This window comes from Hydrogenophaga sp. (assembly GCF_030158645.1).
Classification (GTDB): Bacteria; Pseudomonadota; Gammaproteobacteria; order Burkholderiales; family Burkholderiaceae_C; genus Hydrogenophaga.
The window spans coordinates 17,104-37,289 of the sequence record NZ_JAOASO010000105.1 but is presented as its reverse complement, the minus strand read 5'-3'; the positions used below and the strand labels follow the sequence as shown (position 1 = coordinate 37,289).

The following is a 20,186-nucleotide window of genomic DNA, read 5'->3' as shown; positions in this document are numbered from 1 at the left end:
CCAGCACATCGCCAACTGGCTGCACCACGGCGTGGTGACCGAAGCGCAAGTGACCCAAACCTTCGAGCGCATGGCCGCCGTGGTGGACGGCCAGAACGCCGGCGACAAGCTCTACAAAAAGATGGCCGGCAACTTCAAGACCAGCAAGGCCTACCTGGCCGCGCTGGACCTGGTGTTCAAGGGCAAGGCACAGCCGAGCGGCTACACCGAGCCGCTGCTGCACGCCTGGCGCCTGAAGGTGAAGGCGGCTGCCTGATCCTTGCATCCGTCGTACAAAGCGGCGCCTTCGGGCGCCGTTTTTCATGCGGCCGCCCACAGACAATCGACCGATGACACTTCAATACCTCCTCTTCGACGCCAGCGACGATGGCGAAGGCACCGGCACCTGGGACGCCATGGCCAGCGTGCAGGCTTCTCAGTTGCCCGAGGTGATGAAGGAAGTGCAGGCGGTGCTCGCCTGGGCCGAAGCCCACAGCCCCGGGCCGCGCGGGCCGCTGGACGACGGTGGCGCATGGGACGCCGACCAGCTGGTGCAGAACGAGGGCGACTGGACCACCGTGACGCTGACGATCACTGGGCCATGGGCCTGGGGCGAGGCCTTGGTGGCTGCGTTTCCGCCGGCGGAGAACTGATCAATTCATCCTTGCAAATCATGGAGTCGAACTCCATAATTGCAAGGATGTTCAAACGCCAAGCCGCTGATCTTCTCCGCAACGAACTGGCCCACATGCCCGCCGTCGCGCTGCTCGGGCCCAGGCAAGTGGGCAAAACCACACTTGCGCTGGAGGTGGCACAAGAGCGCCCCAGCCTTTACCTGGACCTGGAATCCGAACGCGACCGAGCGAGGTTGACTGAGCCCGAGCTGTACCTGTCGCAGCACCAGGACAAGCTGGTCATCTTTGACGAAGTGCACCGCACGCCCGCGCTCTTTCCGGTGCTGCGCGGATTGATCGACCAGGCCCGCCGTGACGGGCGACGCCAGGGGCTCTATTTGCTGCTGGGCTCGGCTTCGCTGGACCTGCTGCAGCAATCCGGTGAAACGCTGGCTGGACGCATCGCCTACCTGGAACTGGGCCCACTGAACGCCCGTGAAACCGGCGAAGGCACCACCGATGCGCTGTGGCTGCGCGGCGGTTTCCCCGACAGCTTCACCGCGCCCGACGACACACGCAGCCTGCGCTGGCGACAGAACTTCATCCGCACCTACCTGGAGCGGGACATCCCGCAACTGGGCCCCCGTATCGCCGCGGAGACCTTGCGGCGCTTCTGGACCATGCTGGCGCACAACCAAGGCGGCTTGCTCAACGTGGCCCAGCTCGCGCGCAACCTGGGCGTGGACACCAAGACGGCCCACAGCTATGTCGATCTGCTCTGCGACCTGCTGCTGGTGCGCCGCCTGCAGCCCTGGTATGCCAATGTCGGCAAGCGCCTGGTCAAATCGCCCAAGGTCTATGTGCGTGATAGCGGCTTGGTGCACGCGCTGCTGGACATCGGTTCGAAGGAGGCACTGCTCTCGCACCCTGTGGTGGGCGCCAGCTGGGAAGGCATGGTGGTGGAGAGCCTGCTGGCCAGCCCGGCTCCGGGTGTGCAGGGCCATTTCTACCGCACCAGCGGCGGCGCCGAGATCGACCTGCTTCTTAGCCAACCAGACGGCGCCCTGTGGGCCGTGGAGATCAAGCGCAGCCTGAGTCCCAAGGTGGAGCGCGGCTTTCACTCGGCCTGCGAAGACCTGCAGCCGCAGCACAAGGTGGTGGTGTATCCGGGCAGCGAGGTCTATCCGATGGGGCATGGCATTGAAGCGATGCCTTTGAACGAGTTGTGCCAACGCCTGTCGCAAAGCTGAGCTGGCAGCCTCCTCAATCGTCGATCGCACGCTCCAACACCGCGTCCACCGCCGCCTGCGCCTTCTCCAGCCGCACGCGCAGTTCCGGGTGCGTGGTGCCCATCAGCAGGTTCAGGGCCGAGGGCGTGGTGCCGTGGATCTTGGCGAGCACGCTCACCATGGCTTGCGGGTTGCGGCCCACGGCGCGCAGCAGTTCGATGGCGCGCACGTCGGCGGCGTGTTCCTGCGCGTGCAGTTGCTGCTGCGCCGCGCGGGCCAGGGGCGAGCGGGGGTTGAACATTTCGAGTGCCATGCGCTCGCGGGCGTCTTCAAAGCGCATGGTGGGCGCACGCAGGCGCTGCAGGTTGGCGCAGGCCTCCACCAAGGCATCGTGGCCCTCGATGTGGGCGAGTTCGTGTGCCATCACCGCGGCCAGCTCGTCGTCCGAGAGGTCTTCCTTCGCGCTCCACATGGCGCTGGTGAGGATGACCATGCCGTGGTCGGCGGCGTAGGCGTTGAGGTCGGCATCTTCATAAGCCAGCAGGTGCACGGCCGGTCCCGTTTGCAACGGGGCTGAGGCGGCCACCAGGCTGGCCAGCATGTGGTGCAGCCGCGCAGGGGCGGCCACCACCTCAAAGCGTTCCATCAGCTCGGTGATCTGGATTTCGTCGAGCACGCGCAGCTCGTGGGCGCGGGCGGGTTCGGTCGCGCAGGTGGCCTGGGCCGCTGCCGGCGCGCTGACCAGCAGGCCCGCCACCGCGAGCCCAAGCACCTGAAAAAAACGAGCCATACCGTTCATACCGTTTCCTCAACGCGGTTGTACTCCTCTTGCCGCCATCCGACCAGCCCCGTGCACCACACAGGCCCACCACCTTGGTGCGCGCAAGCGCTGTCGTGGCGCACCGGCATGCCCTCATCAGCACCGCTGGCATGCTTTCGGTTTACTTCCAACGCGTCGATCGCCCGGATTCAGGCTGGCACGGATGCTGCATTGATGTGGACACGCGTATCCGTGGATCCAATGATCCGAATCCACGGTCCCATCCACCCGACGCCGCAGGCCGCCATCGATGAGAACCTCCGCCCTCGCCGACCTCGATCCTTCGCTGGTGGCCGCGCACGACGAGGCGTACACGCACATCCTGGGCGCATTGCGGCTGGGCCGGTACGTGGCCGGCGAGCGTTTGATCGCCGAGACGATCGCCGCCGAGATCGGCACCAGCCGCATGCCGGTGCGCGAAGCGCTGCGCCGCCTCGCGGCCGAAGGCCTGGTGACCGTGCGCGCCAACCGGGGCGTGACGGTGAACGCACCCAACGTCAAGGACATGCGCGAGGTGTTCGAGATGCGCGCGGTGCTCGAAGGCCTGGCCGTGCGCCTGGCCGTGCCCAACCTGACCGCCGCCGACATCCGCCACCTCGAGCGTTTGCTCGAGGCCATGGAGCCGCGCTCGGAGCTGCAGGCCGACTGGACCACCGCGCACCGCCACTTTCATGAAGCGCTGTGCGCCAAGAGCGATTGCCCGCGCCTGCTGCGCCAGATCTCCGCGCTGCACTCGGTGGTGGAGCCGCACATGCGCATGTGGGCCTCGATGGAGGACCGCCAGGTGGGCACACGCGAACACCACGAAAAACTGCTCGACGCGATCCGCGCGGGCGATGCCAACGCCTGTGAACAGGCCATGCGACAGCATGTGCTCGACACGGTGCCCGACCTCATGAGGCACATGCCATCGGTGCACGGCCCCTGAAGGTTTTCTGATCCCCTGTTCCCCCCGCTGAAGCTGCGACCAGGTCGCGGCCAGGCGCCCTGTTGTCTTTCGTTTTTTCATTCACTCACTAGGAGTACCGCCATGTCCTTGATCCGCCGCCAGTTCCTCACCCGCGCCGCCGTTGCCGGCAGCGTGCTCGGTGCCCCCGTCATCGCCAACGCGCAGTCGGCCAAATTCAACTGGAAGATGACCAGCGCCTACGGCAAAGGCTCGCCTTTCTACATGGACGGCCCGGGCAGTGCCACCGATCTGGCCAAGCGCATCCGCGAAATGTCGGACGGCCGCCTCAACATCCAGGTGTTCGGCGCCGGTGAACTCATCCCCGCGTTTGAAGGCTTTGACGCGGTGCGCGCCGGCACGGTGGAGATGAACCACGCCAACGCGTACTTCTGGACCGGCAAGACCGCCGCCGCGCAGTACTTCACCGCCGTGCCTTTTGGCATGAACTTCCAGGGCATGAACGGCTGGCTGTACGACGGCGGCGGCATCGACCTGTGGAACGAGGTCTACGCGCCGTTCGGCATGGTGGCCATGCCCTGCGGCAACACCGGCGTGCAGATGACGGGCTGGTTCAAGAAAGAGATCAAGACCGTGGCCGACCTCAAGGGCCTGAAGATGCGCATCCCCGGCCTGGCCGGCAAGGTCTACGCCAACCTGGGTGTGGACGTGAAGGTGCTGCCGGGCGGCGAGATCTTCCCCGCCCTGGAGCGCGGCGTGATCGACGCGGCCGAGTTCGTCGGCCCGTTCCAGGACCGCCGACTGGGTCTGCACAAGGCCGCCAAGAACTACTACACCACCGGCTGGCACGAGTCGTCCACGGTGTCGGAACTGCTGATCAACAAGGCCGCCTGGGACAAGCTGCCGAAAGACCTGCAGGCCATCGTGAGCAACGCCTCGGCCGCCTGCAACGTGATCAGCGAAGGCTGGTGCCAGAAGGCCAACTCCGAAGCCATGGAAGACCTGATCAAGAACCAGGGCGTGATGGCACGGCCACTGCCCGACGACGTGATCAAGGCGCTGAAGGTGGAGACCGACAAGGTGCTGACCGAAGCCATCAAAGACCCGCTGACCAAGAAGGTGCACGACTCCTACTTCGCCTTCAAGGCCAAGTACGACCGCTGGAGCGAGATCAGCGAAGAGGCGTACCACATCAAGGTTCGCGGCTGATCCAGGGACGTCGTCATGCTCAAGGTTTTGCGGCCACTGGCCACTGTCATCGAGGGTCTCATCGACCGTATCGGCGGGCTCACCGCCTGGATCGCGCTGGTCATGATCGGCCTGGTCGCCACCAACGTGCTCCTGCGCTACACCTTCAGCTTCGGCTCGGTGTGGGCGCAGGAACTCGAATGGCACCTGCTGGCCGCCCTCATCCTGCTGGGCATGAGCCACGCGCTGCAGCGCGGTGAGAACGTGCGCGTGGACCTGTTCTACGCGCGCTACTCACCGCTGGGCAAGCGCGTGGTGGACGTGGTCTCGGCGGTGTTGCTCATCGCGGTGAGTCTGGGCTTCATCTGGTTGTCGCTGGGCTATGTGGAGCAGTCGCGGTCGATCAGCGAGGCCTCGGCCGACCCGGGCGGCATTCCGCTGCGCTGGCTGGTGAAGGCCTTGATTCCGCTGGGCTATGGGTTGCTGGTCTTGCAGCAGCTCGCGCACCTGGTGCGCCTGCTTGATGCGCCGTTGAACAACGGGGAGTCGAGCCATGTTTGAGATGTCGACCTACGCCGTCTTCATGCTGGTCGGCTTCTTCGTGATGCTGATGATCGGCATCCCGGTGGCCATCAGCCTGGCGGTCACCGGCTTCGTGTTCGGCTGGCTGGGCTTTGGCGAGACGCTGTTCAACCTGCTGCCCGCGCGCTTCTACGGCATCGTCAGCGGTTACCAGTGGATGGCCATTCCGCTCTTTGTGTTCATGGGTGTGATGCTGGAGAAATCGCGCCTGGCCGATGATTTGCTCGACGTGATGGGCCACATCGCCGGCGGCCTCAAGGGCGGCATGGCCATCGGCATCGTGCTGTTCGGCGTGCTCATGGGCGCCACCACCGGCATCGTGGGCGCGACCATCATCACGCTGGGCCTGCTGACCCTGCCCACGCTGATCCGGCGTGGCTACGACAAGAGCGTGGCCTGCGGCGTCATTTGCGCCTCGGGCACGCTGGGCCAGATCATCCCGCCCAGCCTGATCCTGATCCTGCTGTCGGACATCATGCAGCTCTCGGTGGGCACGCTGTTCGCGGCCGCCGTGGGTCCCGGCATGTTGCTGGCCGCGGTGTACATCGTCTACCTGGTGATCATGGGCTGGTTGCGGCCAGGCACCATGCCGCCGATCCCGATCGCCGAGCGCGACGCGGTGTCGCGCCGTCAGCTCTGGGTGCGCTTCTTCAAGGTGCTGGTGCCACCGGTCATGCTGGTGGTGGCGGTGCTGGGCTCCATCGTGGGCGGCATCGCGGCACCCACCGAGGCCGCCAGCATGGGCGCCGTGGGCGCCGTGCTGATCACCGCGCTCTCGGGCCGCTTCACCTGGGCCACGCTCAAGGCCACCGCGCTGGACACCAGCAAGATCACCGCCATCATGATGTTCATCCTCATGACCGCGCAGGTGTTCGCGCTCTCGTTCCGCGGCTTGCACGGCGAGGACCTGATCGCCGGCATGTTCGAGGCCCTGCCAGGCGGCACCAACACCGCCATCTGGTTCATGATGCTGATCATTTTTGTGCTCGGCTTCTTTGTGGAATGGATCGAGATCAGCTACATCGCGGTCCCGCTGTTCCTGCCGATCCTGATGAACATGGGCGTGGACCCGGTCTGGCTGGCCATGCTGATCACGGTGAATCTGCAGTCGAGCTTCCTCACGCCGCCGTTTGGCTGGGCGCTCTTCTACCTGAAGGGCGTGGCACCGCCCGAAGTGAACATCAAGGACATCTACAAGGGCGTGGTTCCCTTCATCGGCCTGCAGTTCCTGGCGCTGGTGTTGCTCTTCCTGTACCCGCAGATCGCGCTGTGGCTGCCCAAGGCGATCGGCTGGTAGGTCATGGAATTCTTCAGCCCATACAGCACCGCCTGGTTGCTGGGACTGGCCACGGCCTTGCTCGCCACCGGCCTGGTGGCGGGTGTGCTCGCCGGCCTGCTCGGCGTGGGTGGCGGCATCGTCATCGTGCCGGTGCTCTACCACCTGTTCACCCTGCTGGGTGTGGACGAGTCGGTGCGCATGCACGCGGCGGTGGGCACCTCGCTGGCCACCATCATTCCCACCTCCATCCTGTCCAGCCGCTCCCACAGAAAGCGCGGCAGCCTGGACATGTCGCTGATCAAACGTCTCATGCCGTCGGTGGTGGTCGGGGTGATCGTGGGATCGGTGGCGAGCCGCTTCCTGAGCGGCGCCTCGCTCACGGCGGTGTTTGCGTCCATCGCCCTGCTGGTGGCCCTCAACATGGCCTTGAAGCGGGACGGGGTTGCCGTGGCCAACGGCCTGCCCGGCACGGCCGGCACTGCGCTGCTGGGCGGCGGCATCGGGGGCGTGTCCACCCTCATGGGCATTGGTGGCGGCACGCTCAGCGTGCCGATCCTGAACGCACTGCGCGTGCCCATGCACACGGCGGTGGGCACCGGCGCCATGCTGGGCATGGTGATCAGCTTTCCCGGCGCGCTGGCCTTCATCCTCAACGGGCTGGACGTCCCCAACCGCCCCCCGCTCAGCCTGGGCTATGTGAACCTGCTGGGCTTTGCGCTCATCGTGCCGGCCACACTGGCGACCGCGGGCTGGGGTGCGAAACTCGCGCATGCCATCAACGCCCAACGGCTGCGCCAGGTGTTTGCGGCCTTTCTCGCGTTGACGGCCGCGCGCATGTTTTATGGCTTGCTGACCTGACCTCACAACAAACCGGAGACCCTCAATGATTCACACCCTCACCGCCCTGGGCGGCATGTTTGTCGCGCCACACCACCTCGCTGCGCAGGCCGGGCGCGACGTGCTGCGCGATGGTGGCAACGCGGTCGAAGCCATGGTGGCCGCCGCCGCGGCCATCGCGGTGGTCTACCCCCACATGAACGCCATCGGTGGCGACGGTTTCTGGCTCATCCACGAACCGGGCAAGGCGCCCGTGGCCATCAGCGCGTGTGGCCCGGCCGCCGCTCTGGCCAACCTCGACTTTTACGCGGGACACGAGACGATTCCCTCGCGCGGTCCCAAGGCCGCCCTCACCGTGGCCGGCACCATCGGCGGCTGGGCCAAGGCACGCGACGTGGCGGCCGCCTGGGGCCCTGCCCTGCCCTTGTCGCGCCTGCTGGCCGACAGCATCCGCCACGCGCACCACGGCATCGCGGTCACCGAAAGCCAGGCGGCGCTCACCCGCGAAAAATTCGACGGCCTGAAAGACGCGCCCGGCTTCGCGCAGACCCACCTGGTCAACGGACAGCCGCCCGCTGTGGGCCACGTGCTCAAGCAGCCCACGCTGGGCCGCACGCTGGAGCAACTGGCCGAACGCGGCCTGGACGATTTCTACCGCGGTGAACTGGCCCAGCGCATCGGCGCCGAACTCGAACGCGTGGGCAGCCCGCTGCGCGCCAGCGACCTCGCGGCCTACCAGGCGCAGATCGTCGAGCCGCTGTCGGTGCGGCTGAACGACAGCACGGTCTACAACCTGCCGCCCCCCACACAAGGCCTCTCGGCGCTCATGATCCTGGGGTTGTTCGAGCGCCTGGGCGTCACCGAGGGCGAAGGCTTCGCGCACGTGCACGGCCTGGTGGAAGCCACCAAACGCGCCTTCCGCGTGCGCGACCGTGTGGTGACCGATCCGCAACGTTTGCCGGCCGATCCCAAAGGTTTCCTCAAGCCCGCTGCGCTGACCGAACTGGCGGCCGAGATCGACCGGCAGAAGGCCCTGCCCTGGCCCGACGTGGCCGAGCCCGGCGACACCATCTGGATGGGTTGCATCGACGCACAGGGCCGCGCGGTGAGCTTCATCCAGAGCGTGTACTGGGAGTTCGGCTCGGGCGTGGTGCTGCAGGACACCGGCATCGTCTGGCAGAACCGGGGCACGAGTTTCTCGCTCGACCCGAAGGCACTCAACGTGCTCAAGCCTGGCCACCGTCCCTTCCACACGCTCAACCCGTCGCTGGCCCTGTTCGACGACGGCCGCGTGATGCCCTACGGCACCATGGGCGGCGAAGGCCAGCCGCAAACGCAGGCGGCGGTGTTCACGCGCTACGCGCGCTTCGGACAGGGTCTGCAGCAGGCCGTGACCGCGCCGCGCTGGCTGCTGGGGCGCACCTGGGGCGACGTGAGCACCACGCTCAAGCTGGAGAGCCGTTTCGACCCGGCACTCGTTCAGGCCTTGCGGGATGCCGGCCATGTGGTGGAACTGTTCACCGAACCCTTCAGCGACACCATGGGCCATGCGGGCGCGTTGGTCCGCCACCCCAACGGGGTGATCGAAGGAGCGGCCGATCCGCGCAGCGATGGTGTGGTGGCGGGCGTCTGACGGCGCACCGCTGCGGCGCCAAAGAAAAACCCCGCTGGCAGACCGCCAGCGGGGTTTTTCTTGGAGATGGCGGGTCGATCAGGCAGCGCGGCGGCGGCGCAGACCGAGCGCGGCCAGACCCAGGCCCAACAGCGCCAGGGTGCCGGGCTCGGGCACCTCGAGTTTCGCGTTGTCCAGGATCAGGCCCACGTTGTCACCACCACCGTTGCCGATCACCAGGCGGGCCGTCACGTTGCCGGTGGGGCTGAAGGCCACGGTGTAGGTCTTGAACGGGTCGTTCTGGGACAGCGTGATGGCGTCAGACGCGTAAAACAGGTTGATGTTGCTGCTGTCGGCAAAGCCAAACGTCACCGTGTTGCCTTCGCGGCGCACCTGATTGCCGGACAGATCCAGCGAAAACAGGTAGGTCAACCCGGCCGTCAGGTTGTAGACCGTGGTGCTCGACATGACACCCGCGTTGCCGGTGCTGCCGTCCAGGTCGACGCAGCCGCCCGAGCCACCGACGCAATTGATCTTGTATTGAACGCCACTGCGGATGTAGTCGACCGTGCCGGCCGACACGCTCCAGTGGTCGAAGCCATTGAAATTGAGCACATTGGAGGTGCTCTCTGCGTTGAAGTTGTCGGTGAACATCACACCGGCCTGAGCGGCAGGCGCGGCCGCCATCAGGGCTGCAACGGTCAGGGGAGCGGCGAAGCGGGAGAGAAAACGGATCATGGAATGCCTGGGTTTCGTTGGGGAGTGTGATTTATGTCACGCCCTTGGAGGGCCCGCCACAATTCACTTGTTTGCTGCGTTTAACAGAGCAAAACGCGGGCCAGGCCGGTAAGTTGTTGATCTTCCAAGGCGTACCCCCCGGGGTTGTAACGGAGTGTCATTTTTTCCGACACTCTGTGGGTTCAGCGTGTTTGCGCTTCCGACAACACCGTCGCCCAACCACTTTGGGCCAGCAATTCGTCGCGCCACAGCCGGTAGCCGGCGTCGCTGGGGTGCAGGCCGTCCACCGCGTGCAAGCCCGGAACCTGCACGAACGGATCGTCGGTTTTCTCCTTGAACAGGTTGACCACCACCGCGCCGTGCCGCGCCGCGGACTCGCGCACAAAGCCGTGCAGGCGCCGGGCGCGCTGGGTCATGTGCCAGGACACGGGTGCAAAAAAGAAAGGCGCGTTGCCCACATTGCCCGCGGGCATCAGGACCACGCGATCGGAAACAGCACGCGCCATCGCGGTGACGCGGTCGATGTCGGCTCGCACGTCGGCGTCGGAGCGCAGGCGGATCACGTCGTTGCCACCGGCCTGGATGAGCACGAGGTCAAAGCGCTGTGGGCCCGGGAACTGACCCAACACGTCGGCAAAGGTGGCGCCGTCGCGCGCGCGGTTGTCGATGCGAAGGTCCGGATACGCACTGCCCAGCAAGCCCGCGAGGCTGTTGCCTGGCGCACTCGCACCCGTGCCCACACCCGTGCTGTCGCCCACGATCAACAAACTCCGCTTCGCGCTGACCGGGTTCTGCTGGAACGGCGTGCTCTGGCGCGCGAGGTCGGCCGCCTGCCCGATGCGCCATGCAGCGCAGCCGGAGGTGACCAGCACCACGGCGGCGGTGGCCACGGCGAGCCAGGGCAGGACGGGTCGGGGGGTGGAGCGCATGTGGCGGAGTTTAGGGCGCGGTGCGCCGCCCCGTGCGACCCGGCCACAAAGCCCGCTCCCGCCCCAGGTCGCCAGCGACACCGGTGCCGGGTGCGTCATACACTGCGCCGATGCCCGACACGCCCGCATCCGCCTTGCCCGACCCCGGCCGCTGCCCGCTGTGCGGCGGCGACAACCGCTGCGCGATGGAGATCGCGCGCGACACCGGCCAGGCGCAGCCGCCCTGCTGGTGCGTGGACGCCACCTTCAGCCCCGAGCTGCTGGAGCGCCTGCCGGTGCAAGCGCGTGGACAGGCCTGCATCTGCGCGGCCTGTGTAGCCCAGGCGCTGGGCGCCCGAGCGCCATGAGCGCACCGCCCAGCGACCCCAACACCCTTTCTGCGATGCGCGAGCGCTACGGCGAGCGCTACCGCTGGCTGCTGTTGCTCTCGGTGATGGTGGGCACCATGGCGTCGATCATGTCGTCGACCATCATCAACGTGGCCATCCCCGACATGAGCCAGCACTTCGTGCTCGGGCAGGAGCGGGCCCAGTGGGCGTCCTCCGGCTTCATGGCCGCCATGACGGTCTCGATGCTCACCACCCCCTGGCTGCTGGCGCGCTACGGCTACCGCAGCACCTACGCCGGGTGCATGTGGTTGCTGCTGGCGGGCGGCGTGGGCGGTGGTTTTGCCGACTCGTTCGGTCTGGTGCTGGCCGCGCGCGTGGCCGAGGGCCTGGCCGCCGGCGTGGTGCAGCCGATCCCGGCCATCATCATCCTGCGCGCTTTCGCGCCCCACGAACAGGGGCGCGCGAGCGGCATCTTCGGCATGGGCGTGGTGCTGGCCCCGGCCCTGGGGCCTAGCATCGGTGGCCTGCTGGTGGACGGCTTTGGCTGGCGCTCGATCTTCTTCATGGTGGTGCCGTTCTGCATCGCCTCGCTGTGGCTGGCGCGCCGCTTCGTGCCCACCACCTCACCGGGCGGTGGCGCGGCCAACCCGCAGGGCGCGGGCCTCGACTGGCGCGGCTTGCTGATCGCGGCCGCGGGCACGCTGTGCCTGCTGAACGGCCTGGTGGAGCTGCAAGGCGGCACGGCGCTGAGCGCTGCGGTGTTGCTGGGCGGGGCGGCGCTGCTGCTGGTGGCATTTGTGGTGCTGCAGCGGCGCACGCTGAAAAGCCGCCGCCGCCACCCCGACCAGGGTGTGGACCCGCTCATGAACCTTTCGCTCTTCAAAGACCGGCGCTTCGCCATGGGCAGCATCGTGGCCTTCATCTACGGCATCGCGCTGTTCGGCTCCACCTACCTGCTGCCGGTCTACATGCAGATGGGCCTGGGCTTGTCCGCGTCCTATGTGGGCACCATCCTGCTGCCCGCGGGCCTGGTGCTGGCGGTCACCATCGCCGGGGTCGGGCGCCTGGCCGACCGGCAGCCCACGCACCGGCTGGTGAGCATCGGGCTGGTGCTGCTGGCGGCGTCGTTCGCACTGATGGTCACCATCGACCTCGGTCGCCCGGCGCAGATCGTGCCGCTGCTCATCACCTGGGCCATCCTGGGGCGCATCGGGCTGGGCTTCATCCTGCCCTCGCTCAACATCGGCGCCATGCGCTCGCTGGACCGCAGCCACATCCCCCAAGGCTCCAGCGTGATCAACTTTCTGCGCATGCTCGGCGGGGCGGCGGGCGTGAGCCTGTGCGGCATCGTGCTCGAATGGCGCGTGGCTGCGCACGGTGCGCTGCTCGACACCGGCACCACCAGCCCGGCGCGCATGGCGGCGTTTGGCGAAACGTTCCTGATGCTGGCGGCGATTTGTGCGCTGGCCGTGGTGGCAGCGTTGAAACTGCGATCTCCACCTCCATCGACGGGATCAAAATAGCCGTATGTGTCAATTGCTCGGCCTCAACTGCGCCACCCCCACCGACGCCTCGTTCAGCTTCACCGGCTTCTGCCAGCGCGGTGGCAACACCGACCACCACGCCGATGGCTGGGGCATCGCGTTTTTCGAAGGCAAGGGTCTGCGCCTGTTCGTCGACCACGCCAGTGCCTCGCAATCGCCCATGGCGACCTTTCTGCAGGGCTACCCGCTCAAGAGCCGCAACATCATTGCCCACGTGCGCAAAGCCACCATCGGCGAGGTGTCGCTGGAGAACGCACACCCCTTCGTGCGCGAGCTCTGGGGTCGGCAATGGGTGTTCGCACACAACGGCGATTTGAAAGACTACTTTCCCCACCTGCACAGCCACTTTCGCCCGGTCGGCACCACCGACAGCGAGCGCGCCTTCTGCTGGCTGATGCAGGAGCTGGCCAAGTCGCACGCGGGCCTGCCCAGCGTGGAAGAGCTCACCCTCACCCTGCGCGAACTGTTGCCGCAGGTGCGCCGCTTCGGCAGCTTCAACTTCCTGCTCTCCAATGGCGAGGCGCTGTGGGCGCACTGCAGCACCAAGCTGCACTGGCTGGTGCGACAGCACCCCTTTGCCCCGGCCACGCTGATGGACCAGGACTGGACGGTGAACTTCGCCGACCTGAACCAGCCCGGCGACCGCGCGGCGGTGGTGGTGACCACGCCACTGACCAGCAACGAGCAATGGACCGCCTTCCAACCCGATGAACTCAAGGTGTTTGTGGACGGCCTGCCGCTGCCCGGGTGATCCGCGCCCTGTCTGCCATCGTCATCGCCTGCGCGGGCCTGCTGGTCTGGAGCGTGCACAGCGGTCGCATCGACGTGCCGTCGCGCTGGAACCCGTGGGCGCCGTTGAGCGTGGCCGAACCGCTTCATTGGCTCACCGGCCACCAGTTGCAACGCGCGGCCAGTGACCCCGCGCTGTGCCGTGCGGCACTGGCCAGCTCGACACTCGAGCACACCGCGGTACCGGACAACGACACCGACGGCGGTTGCGGGTGGCAGGCGGCCGTGCGGGTGACCGATGCGCGTTTCGCGCCGGCGTTCACGCTCACCTGCAGCGCCGGCTTGTCGCTGGCGATGTGGGAACACCATGCGCTTGCGCCTGCCGCGCAGACCCATCTGGGCCAGCGGGTGATCCGCGTTGAGCACTTCGGCAGCTACGCCTGCCGCAACGTGCGCGGTGCGGGTGGCGAGAGCGAGCGGCGCAGCCAGCACGCCAGCGCCAACGCGTTTGACGTGGCCGGCTTCCGCCTGGGCAACGGTCGGCGCATCGGCCTGGTCAACGGCTGGGACGGCGAGGCCGCCGAGGCTGCCTTCCTGCGCGAGGTGCGCGACGGCGCTTGCCGCTTCTTCAAAGGCACGCTGGGGCCGGACCACAACGCCGCGCACCGCGACCACTTTCACCTGGACCAGGGGCCCTACCGCATCTGCCGGTGACCCTGTGCAGGGGCGCGGGCGAGACAGCAGGCGAGGTCCTGTGGCAGAGTCCATCTTCCCCACAGCACATGCACCGCAAGGAGACCACCGATTGAATGCCTGGATGACCCTGGGACTGGCCATCGTGGCCGAGGTGATCGGCACCACCGCCCTCAAAGCCAGTGACAACTTCACTCGGCTGGCGCCGTCGCTGATCGTGGTGGTGGGCTACGGCGTGGCGTTCTACTGCCTCTCGCTGGTGCTCAAAAGCGTGCCGGTGGGCATTGCCTACGCGGTCTGGTCGGGCCTGGGCATCGTGCTGATCACCGCGGTGGCCTGGCTGCTCTATGGGCAGCGCATCGACCTGGCTGGCCTGGTCGGCATGGGCCTGATCATCGCCGGCGTGGTGGTGCTCAACGTGTTCTCCAAAGCCACGGTGCACTGATCTCCGTGGTGCCCTTCAGCCGCGGCCAGCGCGGCGCTCTTCGCGCAGCATGAACAGGTACAGGCTTTCGACCTTCTCGCGCGCCCACGGGGTCTTGCGCAGGAAGCGCAGGCTCGACCCCACGCTGGGGTCCACGTTGAAACAGCGCACCGGGATTCGCTGGCCCAGTTCTTCCCAGCCGTAGTGATCGGCCAGCGCGGTGACGATGGCCTCCAACGTGAGCCCGTGCAGCGGGTTTCTGGGTTGGCCCGGCGCCGGGGCCGCTGCGTCGTCGGCTTCGCTCATGCCATCGCCGCTTCCAGCGCATCCACAAACATCGCCGGCACATCGAACCCGGTCTGCTGCTGGATCTCCTGGAAGCAGGTCGGGCTGGTGACGTTGATCTCGGTGACCTTGTCGCCGATCATGTCCAGCCCCACCAGCAGCAGGCCACGGGCAGCGAGCTGGGGTGCGATGGTCTCGGCGATCGCGCGGTCGGTGTCGCTCAGCGGCTGGGCCACGCCCTTGCCCCCGGCGGCCAGGTTGCCGCGGATCTCACTGCCTTGCGGAATGCGCGCGAGCACAAAGGGAGCGACCTTGCCGCCGATGAGCAACAGGCGCTTGTCACCGTCCACGATGGCGGGCAGGTAGGCCTGCACCATCACGCTGGTGGCGCCACCCTGGTTGAGCGTTTCGGTGATGGAGCCAAGGTTCATGCCGTCGGGCCCGACGCGGAAGATGCCCATGCCACCCATGCCGTCCAGCGGCTTCAAGATGATGTCCTTGTGCTCGGCGTGGAAGTGGCGGATGGCTTCGGGCGAGCGCGTCACCAGCGTGGGCGGCGCGAACTGCGAAAACTCCATGAGTGCCAGTTTTTCAGGGTGGTCGCGCAGCGCGCGCGGGCTGTTGAACACCTTGGCGCCTTCGCGCTCGGCCTGCTCCAGCAGGTGCGTGGCGTAGAAGAACTCGCTGTCGAACGGTGGGTCCTTGCGCATGAGCACGGCGTCGAACGTGTGCAGGGCTTCGCGGCCCTGGTGCAGCACTCGGTACCAGTCGTCGGCTGCGCCGGTGAGTTCGATGCGGCGCACCAGCGCACTCACCGGGTGCCCGGTCTGCCACTGCAGATGCTGCGGCTCGCAGGCCGCCAGCGCGTGGCCGCGCTTCTGCAGCTCGCGCATCATGGCGAAGGTGGTGTCTTTGTAGGTCTTGAAGGTGACCAGCGGGTCGGCGACAACGAGGATGTTCATGGCTTGCTTTTCGGACGAAGGCCGTACTGTTGCACAAACAGCGCCAGGGCGCCGGCCACCACGCCCCAAAAGGCCGAGCCGATGCCGGCGATCACCACGCCGCTGAGCGTGACCAGAAAGGTGATGAGCGCGGCTTCGCGGTGCGTGTCGTCCTTGAGTGCTGCGTGCAGCCCGCCGCCGATGCTGCCCAGCAGCGCAATGCCGGCGATGGCCAGCACCAGCTCGCGCGGAAAGGCGATCAGCAGCCCGGTGACGGCCGCACCGAACAGGCCGATGAGCACGTAGAGGGCGCCGCAGGTGACGGCGGCGGTGTAGCGCTTCTTCGGATCGGGGTGCGCCTCCTCACCCATGCAGATGGCGGCGGTGATGGCGCTGAGGTTGAGCGCAAACGCACCAAAGGGAGCCAGCAGCAGCGTGGCCACGCCGGTGAGCGTGATGATCTTCGAGATCGGCATGTTGTAGCCGGCCGCGCGTATGGCCGCCACACCCGGCAGGTTCTGCGAGGCCATGGTCACCACGAACAACGGAAGCGCCAGGCTGGTGAACGCGGCGAGGGTGAACACCGGCAGGGTGAACACGGGTCGGGCCAGCTCCAGCGTGAGCGCGCCGGCGTTGAACTGGCCGCGCAACACCACGTACGCCACCGACACCAGCAGCGTGATCACCACCGCATAACGCGGTGCCAGCCGTCGACCGAGCAGATACGCCAGCAGCATCAGCACCACCAGCACCAGCGCGGTCTGCGCCGCGGCAAAGGCCTGCAGGCCGAAGCGCGCCAGCACACCGGCCAGCAGCGCCGAGGCCAGCGCCATCGGGATCTTGTTCATCACCCGCTCGAACCAGCCGGTGGCGCCCGCCAGCGTGATGAGCGCACCGCACACCATGAAGGCCCCGATGGCCTCGGCCATCGAGAAGCCACCCGCCAGACCCGCCGTGGCCAGCACCGCCGCGCCCGGCGTGCTCCACGCCACCATGACCGGCTGCTTGAGCACGAGCGAGGGAATGGCCGAGCACAGGCCCATGCCCAGCCCCAGCGCCCACATCCACGAGGTGATCTGAGCGGGCGTGGCGCCGAACGCCTGCGCGGCCTGGAAGACGATGGCCACCGAGCTGGTGAAGCCCACCAGCACCGCGACAAAGCCGGCGGTGGCGGCCGAGAGGTTGAGGTCTTTGAAGAACGGCATCGGGCGATTTTCGCCGCGCTGCTAGATCTCTATTTTGGAGCCGAGCTCGATCACCGCGTTGTTCGGCAGGTGCAGGAACTGCGCGGCGGCGCTGGCGTTGTGGTGCATCTGGGCAAACAGCTTCTCGCGCCAGGGTGCCATGCCGCCGCCCAGCGTGGGCGTGACGACATCGCGCGACAGGAAGTAGCTGGTGGTCATCGACGCCATCTCGCAGCCGTGGCCGCGCATGAGCTGCAAGGCCTTGGGCACATCGGGCTCGTCCTTGAACCCGTAGTTCAGTGTCACGGCCCAGCAATCGTGTCCCAGCGGTTCCATCTGCAGGCGCTCCGCGGGTGCGATCCACGGCACCTCGTGGCTGCGCACGGTCACAAACAGGTTCTGCTCGTGGAGCACCTTGTTGTGCTTGAGGTTGTGCAACAACGCATTGGGCACGGTACCGCTCTCGGCGGTCAGGAACACAGCGGTGCCGGCCACGCGCACCGGCGGACTCACGAACACCGCTTCCAGAAAACTCGGCAGGTCCAGCGCCTCGGCCTGCTGGGCTTCACCCATGAGACCGCGCCCCCGCTTCCAGGTCATCATGAGCGTGAACACCAGGCCGCCGATGAGCAACGGGAACCAGCCACCCGCGAACAGCTTGAGCAGGTTGGAGGTGAAGAACGCGAGGTCGACCACGAAGAAGAAACCGGTGGCGGCCACACACAGCCAGAGCGGGTATTTCCAGCCGTAGCGGATCACGTAGAAGGTCAGCACGGTGGTGATCAGCATGTCCAGCGTGACCGCGATGCCGTAGGCCGCCGCGAGGTTGGTGGACGACTTGAACATCACCACCGCCAGCACGATGGCGGCAAACAGGCCCCAGTTGACAAAGGGCATGTAGATCTGGCCGGTGTCGTGCTCGCTGGTGTGCTGCACCTGCAGGCGCGGCAGGTAGCCCAGTTGCATGGCCTGCTTGGTCACGCTGAAGGCGCCGGTGATGAGCGCCTGCGACGCGATCACCGTGGCCATGGTGGCCAGCAGCACCAGCGGCAGCAGCAGCCAGTCGGGCGCCATGTTGAAGAACGGGTTCTTCACCGCTTCGGGCCGCGCCAGCAGCAGCGCGCCCTGACCAAAGTAGTTCAGCGTGAGGCAGGGCATGACCACCAGAAACCAGGCCAGGCGGATCGGCTTCTTGCCGAAGTGACCCAGGTCGGCGTAGAGCGCTTCGGCCCCGGTGACGCACAACACCACCGCGCCCAGGATGATGAAGGTGGTGCCGGGCTGCTGCCACATGAAGCGCAGCGCGTGGTGCGGGCTGAGCGCGGCCAGGATCTCGGGGTGGTCCACGATCTGGTTCACACCCAGGCCGGCGATGGCGAGGAACCACACCACGGTGATCGGCCCGAAGAACTTGCCGATGCCGCCGGTGCCGCGCTTTTGCACCGCGAACAGCGCAAACAGCACCACCAGCGTGATCGGCACCACGTACTGGCGAAACGCCGGAGAGATGACTTCAAGCCCTTCGACCGCCGAGAGCACCGAAATGGCGGGTGTGATCACCCCGTCGCCATAAAACAGCGCGGTGCCGAAGATGCCGATGGCCAGCAGCGTCTGGCGCAGCTCGGGCCGGTCTTTCACCGCGGTGGACGCCAGCGCCAGCATGGCGATCAGGCCGCCCTCGCCGTGGTTGTCGGCACGCAGCACCAGCACCACGTACTTCAGCGAGACGATGACCGTGAGTGTCCAGAACAGGATGGACAGCACGCCGTAGACGTTGGCGTGGGTGAACTCGACGTGGCCGGATCCGAAGACCTCTTTGACGGCGTACAGCACGCTGGTGCCGATGTCGCCGTAGACCACGCCGATGGCGCCCAGGGTGAGCGCGGTGAGAGAGGATTTGGTGGCTGACACAAAACAACCCCGGCCTTGCGGGCGCGGGGCAGGTTGTCTGGGGATCGCGATTTTGCGCCTGCCGTCGCCCCCGTGTCTGTGGGCCGGGGGCTCTAAAGCACCGGCGCAGCGCTTATGTTGCGCCGCAGCAACTCACTCGTAGACTTCGGCGTCGGGGTCGGTGGCTTCGAGCTCGTAGCTGGCGGCCAGCATGGCCAGCCGGCCGATCACGCCGTACATGTAGAAGCGGTTGGGGACGCTGGCGCCCGGTTTCACGCCGGGCTGGGGCAACTGCGCGCTCTGCTCGAAGGCCAGCGGCACGTAGCTGGAGCCGGGGGCGTTGAGGTTTTCGTCCACCCCACGGTCGGCGTGCACGCGGTAGAAACCGCCCACCACGTAGCGGTCCATCATGTAGACCACCGGCTCGGCCACCGCGCTGTTGATGCGCTCGTTGGTCAGAACGCCTTCTTGAATGATCACCTCGTGCACCGCCTGCCCGCCCTGTGTCACCGCCATGTGGGCCTTGGTCTTGGCGGAGAGGTTGTCGATCTCCCGGGCGTCGCGCACGGTGAGGATGCCCATGCCGCCGGTGCCGTTGTCGGCCTTGACCACCACAAACGGCTTCTCGTTGATGCCGTATTCCTTGTACTTGCGGCGGATCTTGCCCAGCAGCGCGTCGGTGTTGCTGCGCAGGCATTCGAGCCCCGCGTCGGTGTTGAAGTCGACCTGACCGCACTGGTTGAACATCGGGTTGATCAGCCAGTGGTCCATGCCCAGCAGCTTGCCGAAGCGCTTGGACACCTCCTCATACGCCTTGAAGTGGTGGCTCTTGCGCCGCGTGGGCCAGCCCGCGTGCAGCGGGGGCAGCAGGTACTGCTCGTGCAGGTCTTCCACGATGCCGGGCACGCCCGCGCTCAGGTCGTTGTTGAGCAGGATGGTGCAGGGGTCGAAGTTTTTGAGGCCCAGGCGCCGCTTGGTGCGGATCAGCGGCTCCAGCACCACCTTTTCGCCGCCGGGCAGCTCGATGGTGGTGGGCGCCTTGATGTCGTTGGACATCGAGCCCAGCCGCACATTGAGGCCGGCCATGTAGAAGATGCGCTGCAGCTGGGCCAGGTTGCTCAGGTAGAACGTGTCGCGCGTGTTCTCGGGGATCAGCAGCAGGTTCTTGGCTTCGGGGCAGATCTTCTCGATCGCCGCCATGGCCGCCTGCACCGCCAGCGGAATCATCTCGGGCGTGAGGTGGTTCCAGCCGCCGGGATAGAGGTTGGTGTCCACCGGCGCGAGCTTGAAGCCGGCGTTGCGCACGTCCACCGAGCTGTAGAACGGCGGTGTGTGCTCCATCCACTCCAGCCGGAACCAGCGCTCGATCACCGGGGTGGACTCGAGGATGCGCTGCTCTAGCTCGTTGATGGGGCCGGTCAGGGCGGTGACGAGGTGGGGGACCATAGGAGAG

Annotated in this window: 21 protein-coding genes and 1 pseudogene; 14 read left to right on the top strand and 8 right to left on the bottom strand. The window is 66.8% G+C overall.

Annotation, left to right across the window (positions count from 1 at the left end; genetic code table 11):
• The 3 genes and pseudogenes from Q1W68_RS12295 to Q1W68_RS12285 form a co-directional block, all read left to right on the top strand.
• Window positions 1-256 (top strand): annotated as a pseudogene (locus tag Q1W68_RS12295) (malate synthase G); the annotation flags it as partial.
• A gap of 73 nt (window positions 257-329) precedes the next feature.
• Window positions 330-632 (top strand): hypothetical protein, encoded by a 303-nt coding sequence (locus tag Q1W68_RS12290; protein ID WP_300651387.1) that lies wholly within the window; start codon window positions 330-332, stop codon window positions 630-632.
• 47 nt (window positions 633-679) lie between these two features.
• Window positions 680-1,843, top strand: a complete 1,164-nt coding sequence (locus Q1W68_RS12285; RefSeq protein ID WP_300651390.1) for an ATP-binding protein — start codon at window positions 680-682, stop codon at window positions 1,841-1,843.
• Window positions 1,844-1,856: 13 nt separating this feature from the next.
• On the opposite strand, the gene Q1W68_RS12280 is transcribed toward Q1W68_RS12285, so the two are convergent.
• Entirely contained in the window at window positions 1,857-2,612 is a 756-nt protein-coding gene (locus Q1W68_RS12280) for a M48 family metalloprotease (protein WP_300658758.1), read from the bottom strand.
• Between the two features lie 280 nt (window positions 2,613-2,892).
• Between Q1W68_RS12280 and Q1W68_RS12275 the strand changes: the two genes are divergently transcribed.
• From Q1W68_RS12275 to Q1W68_RS12250, 6 genes are all read left to right on the top strand, one after another.
• The gene (locus Q1W68_RS12275) at window positions 2,893-3,570 is read left to right on the top strand and encodes a GntR family transcriptional regulator (RefSeq protein WP_300651395.1); all 678 of its coding nucleotides are present in this window, start codon (window positions 2,893-2,895) and stop codon (window positions 3,568-3,570) included.
• 102 nt (window positions 3,571-3,672) lie between these two features.
• The gene (dctP, locus tag Q1W68_RS12270; RefSeq protein ID WP_300658760.1) at window positions 3,673-4,758 is read left to right on the top strand and encodes a TRAP transporter substrate-binding protein DctP; all 1,086 of its coding nucleotides are present in this window, start codon (window positions 3,673-3,675) and stop codon (window positions 4,756-4,758) included.
• A gap of 15 nt (window positions 4,759-4,773) precedes the next feature.
• Window positions 4,774-5,298, top strand: coding sequence for a TRAP transporter small permease subunit (locus tag Q1W68_RS12265; RefSeq protein ID WP_300658762.1), 525 nt, complete (start codon window positions 4,774-4,776; stop codon window positions 5,296-5,298).
• Window positions 5,291-6,616 (top strand): TRAP transporter large permease subunit, encoded by a 1,326-nt coding sequence (locus Q1W68_RS12260; protein WP_300658764.1) that lies wholly within the window; start codon window positions 5,291-5,293, stop codon window positions 6,614-6,616. Before Q1W68_RS12265 ends, Q1W68_RS12260 begins: the two co-directional genes overlap by 8 nt.
• Before the next feature lie 3 nt (window positions 6,617-6,619).
• Window positions 6,620-7,456: a sulfite exporter TauE/SafE family protein gene (locus Q1W68_RS12255; protein ID WP_300650710.1), complete on the top strand. Its 837-nt coding sequence runs from the start codon at window positions 6,620-6,622 to the stop codon at window positions 7,454-7,456.
• A gap of 25 nt (window positions 7,457-7,481) precedes the next feature.
• A complete protein-coding gene (locus Q1W68_RS12250; protein WP_300716868.1) occupies window positions 7,482-9,068 on the top strand; it encodes a gamma-glutamyltransferase family protein in 1,587 nt (528 codons plus the stop codon).
• A 78-nt stretch (window positions 9,069-9,146) separates the two neighbouring features.
• On the opposite strand, the gene Q1W68_RS12245 is transcribed toward Q1W68_RS12250, so the two are convergent.
• Together Q1W68_RS12245 and Q1W68_RS12240 are read right to left on the bottom strand one after the other, a co-directional pair.
• A complete protein-coding gene (locus tag Q1W68_RS12245; RefSeq protein WP_300650715.1) occupies window positions 9,147-9,785 on the bottom strand; it encodes a PEP-CTERM sorting domain-containing protein in 639 nt (212 codons plus the stop codon).
• Window positions 9,786-9,967: 182 nt separating this feature from the next.
• The gene (locus tag Q1W68_RS12240) at window positions 9,968-10,714 is read right to left on the bottom strand and encodes a GDSL-type esterase/lipase family protein (RefSeq protein ID WP_300658768.1); all 747 of its coding nucleotides are present in this window, start codon (window positions 10,712-10,714) and stop codon (window positions 9,968-9,970) included.
• A gap of 110 nt (window positions 10,715-10,824) precedes the next feature.
• Here Q1W68_RS12240 and Q1W68_RS12235 point away from each other — a divergent pair, with 110 nt between their 5' ends.
• From Q1W68_RS12235 to Q1W68_RS12215, 5 genes are all read left to right on the top strand, one after another.
• Window positions 10,825-11,061, top strand: a complete 237-nt coding sequence (locus Q1W68_RS12235) for a cysteine-rich CWC family protein (protein WP_300650721.1) — start codon at window positions 10,825-10,827, stop codon at window positions 11,059-11,061.
• Entirely contained in the window at window positions 11,058-12,566 is a 1,509-nt protein-coding gene (locus Q1W68_RS12230) for an MFS transporter (RefSeq protein ID WP_300658770.1), read from the top strand. The genes Q1W68_RS12235 and Q1W68_RS12230 overlap by 4 nt, the downstream gene beginning before the upstream one ends.
• Before the next feature lie 4 nt (window positions 12,567-12,570).
• The gene (locus tag Q1W68_RS12225; RefSeq protein ID WP_300652774.1) at window positions 12,571-13,338 is read left to right on the top strand and encodes a class II glutamine amidotransferase; all 768 of its coding nucleotides are present in this window, start codon (window positions 12,571-12,573) and stop codon (window positions 13,336-13,338) included.
• Entirely contained in the window at window positions 13,335-14,030 is a 696-nt protein-coding gene (locus Q1W68_RS12220; protein ID WP_300652772.1) for an extensin family protein, read from the top strand. Before Q1W68_RS12225 ends, Q1W68_RS12220 begins: the two co-directional genes overlap by 4 nt.
• A gap of 91 nt (window positions 14,031-14,121) precedes the next feature.
• Entirely contained in the window at window positions 14,122-14,454 is a 333-nt protein-coding gene (locus tag Q1W68_RS12215) for an SMR family transporter (RefSeq protein ID WP_300658772.1), read from the top strand.
• Between the two features lie 15 nt (window positions 14,455-14,469).
• Here the strand turns inward: Q1W68_RS12215 and Q1W68_RS12210 are convergent, their stop codons facing one another.
• The 5 genes from Q1W68_RS12210 to gshA form a co-directional block, all read right to left on the bottom strand.
• Window positions 14,470-14,739, bottom strand: coding sequence for a VF530 family protein (locus tag Q1W68_RS12210; RefSeq protein ID WP_300652768.1), 270 nt, complete (start codon window positions 14,737-14,739; stop codon window positions 14,470-14,472).
• The gene (gene gshB, locus Q1W68_RS12205) at window positions 14,736-15,680 is read right to left on the bottom strand and encodes a glutathione synthase (RefSeq protein WP_300716865.1); all 945 of its coding nucleotides are present in this window, start codon (window positions 15,678-15,680) and stop codon (window positions 14,736-14,738) included. Before gshB ends, Q1W68_RS12210 begins: the two co-directional genes overlap by 4 nt.
• Window positions 15,677-16,864: a benzoate/H(+) symporter BenE family transporter gene (locus tag Q1W68_RS12200; protein ID WP_300658776.1), complete on the bottom strand. Its 1,188-nt coding sequence runs from the start codon at window positions 16,862-16,864 to the stop codon at window positions 15,677-15,679. The genes gshB and Q1W68_RS12200 overlap by 4 nt, the downstream gene beginning before the upstream one ends.
• A gap of 21 nt (window positions 16,865-16,885) precedes the next feature.
• Entirely contained in the window at window positions 16,886-18,754 is a 1,869-nt protein-coding gene (locus tag Q1W68_RS12195) for a potassium transporter Kup (protein ID WP_300716864.1), read from the bottom strand.
• A 132-nt stretch (window positions 18,755-18,886) separates the two neighbouring features.
• Entirely contained in the window at window positions 18,887-20,179 is a 1,293-nt protein-coding gene (gene gshA / locus Q1W68_RS12190) for a glutamate--cysteine ligase (RefSeq protein ID WP_300659091.1), read from the bottom strand.
• Between the last annotated feature and the right edge of the window lie 7 nt (window positions 20,180-20,186).

What these genes read in the sequence shown, in the direction of transcription:
- Q1W68_RS12290 (WP_300651387.1), top strand. Translation starts at nt 330, where the DNA reads ATGACACTTCAATACCTCCTCTTCGACGCCAGCGACGATGGCGAAGGC.
- Q1W68_RS12285 (WP_300651390.1), top strand. Translation starts at nt 680, where the DNA reads ATGTTCAAACGCCAAGCCGCTGATCTTCTCCGCAACGAACTGGCCCAC.
- Q1W68_RS12280 (WP_300658758.1), bottom strand. Translation starts at nt 2,612, where the DNA reads ATGGCTCGTTTTTTTCAGGTGCTTGGGCTCGCGGTGGCGGGCCTGCTG.
- Q1W68_RS12275 (WP_300651395.1), top strand. Translation starts at nt 2,893, where the DNA reads ATGAGAACCTCCGCCCTCGCCGACCTCGATCCTTCGCTGGTGGCCGCG.
- dctP (WP_300658760.1), top strand. Translation starts at nt 3,673, where the DNA reads ATGTCCTTGATCCGCCGCCAGTTCCTCACCCGCGCCGCCGTTGCCGGC.
- Q1W68_RS12265 (WP_300658762.1), top strand. Translation starts at nt 4,774, where the DNA reads ATGCTCAAGGTTTTGCGGCCACTGGCCACTGTCATCGAGGGTCTCATC.
- Q1W68_RS12260 (WP_300658764.1), top strand. Translation starts at nt 5,291, where the DNA reads ATGTTTGAGATGTCGACCTACGCCGTCTTCATGCTGGTCGGCTTCTTC.
- Q1W68_RS12255 (WP_300650710.1), top strand. Translation starts at nt 6,620, where the DNA reads ATGGAATTCTTCAGCCCATACAGCACCGCCTGGTTGCTGGGACTGGCC.
- Q1W68_RS12250 (WP_300716868.1), top strand. Translation starts at nt 7,482, where the DNA reads ATGATTCACACCCTCACCGCCCTGGGCGGCATGTTTGTCGCGCCACAC.
- Q1W68_RS12245 (WP_300650715.1), bottom strand. Translation starts at nt 9,785, where the DNA reads ATGATCCGTTTTCTCTCCCGCTTCGCCGCTCCCCTGACCGTTGCAGCC.
- Q1W68_RS12240 (WP_300658768.1), bottom strand. Translation starts at nt 10,714, where the DNA reads ATGCGCTCCACCCCCCGACCCGTCCTGCCCTGGCTCGCCGTGGCCACC.
- Q1W68_RS12235 (WP_300650721.1), top strand. Translation starts at nt 10,825, where the DNA reads ATGCCCGACACGCCCGCATCCGCCTTGCCCGACCCCGGCCGCTGCCCG.
- Q1W68_RS12230 (WP_300658770.1), top strand. Translation starts at nt 11,058, where the DNA reads ATGAGCGCACCGCCCAGCGACCCCAACACCCTTTCTGCGATGCGCGAG.
- Q1W68_RS12225 (WP_300652774.1), top strand. Translation starts at nt 12,571, where the DNA reads ATGTGTCAATTGCTCGGCCTCAACTGCGCCACCCCCACCGACGCCTCG.
- Q1W68_RS12210 (WP_300652768.1), bottom strand. Translation starts at nt 14,739, where the DNA reads ATGAGCGAAGCCGACGACGCAGCGGCCCCGGCGCCGGGCCAACCCAGA.
- gshB (WP_300716865.1), bottom strand. Translation starts at nt 15,680, where the DNA reads ATGAACATCCTCGTTGTCGCCGACCCGCTGGTCACCTTCAAGACCTAC.
- Q1W68_RS12200 (WP_300658776.1), bottom strand. Translation starts at nt 16,864, where the DNA reads ATGCCGTTCTTCAAAGACCTCAACCTCTCGGCCGCCACCGCCGGCTTT.
- gshA (WP_300659091.1), bottom strand. Translation starts at nt 20,179, where the DNA reads ATGGTCCCCCACCTCGTCACCGCCCTGACCGGCCCCATCAACGAGCTA.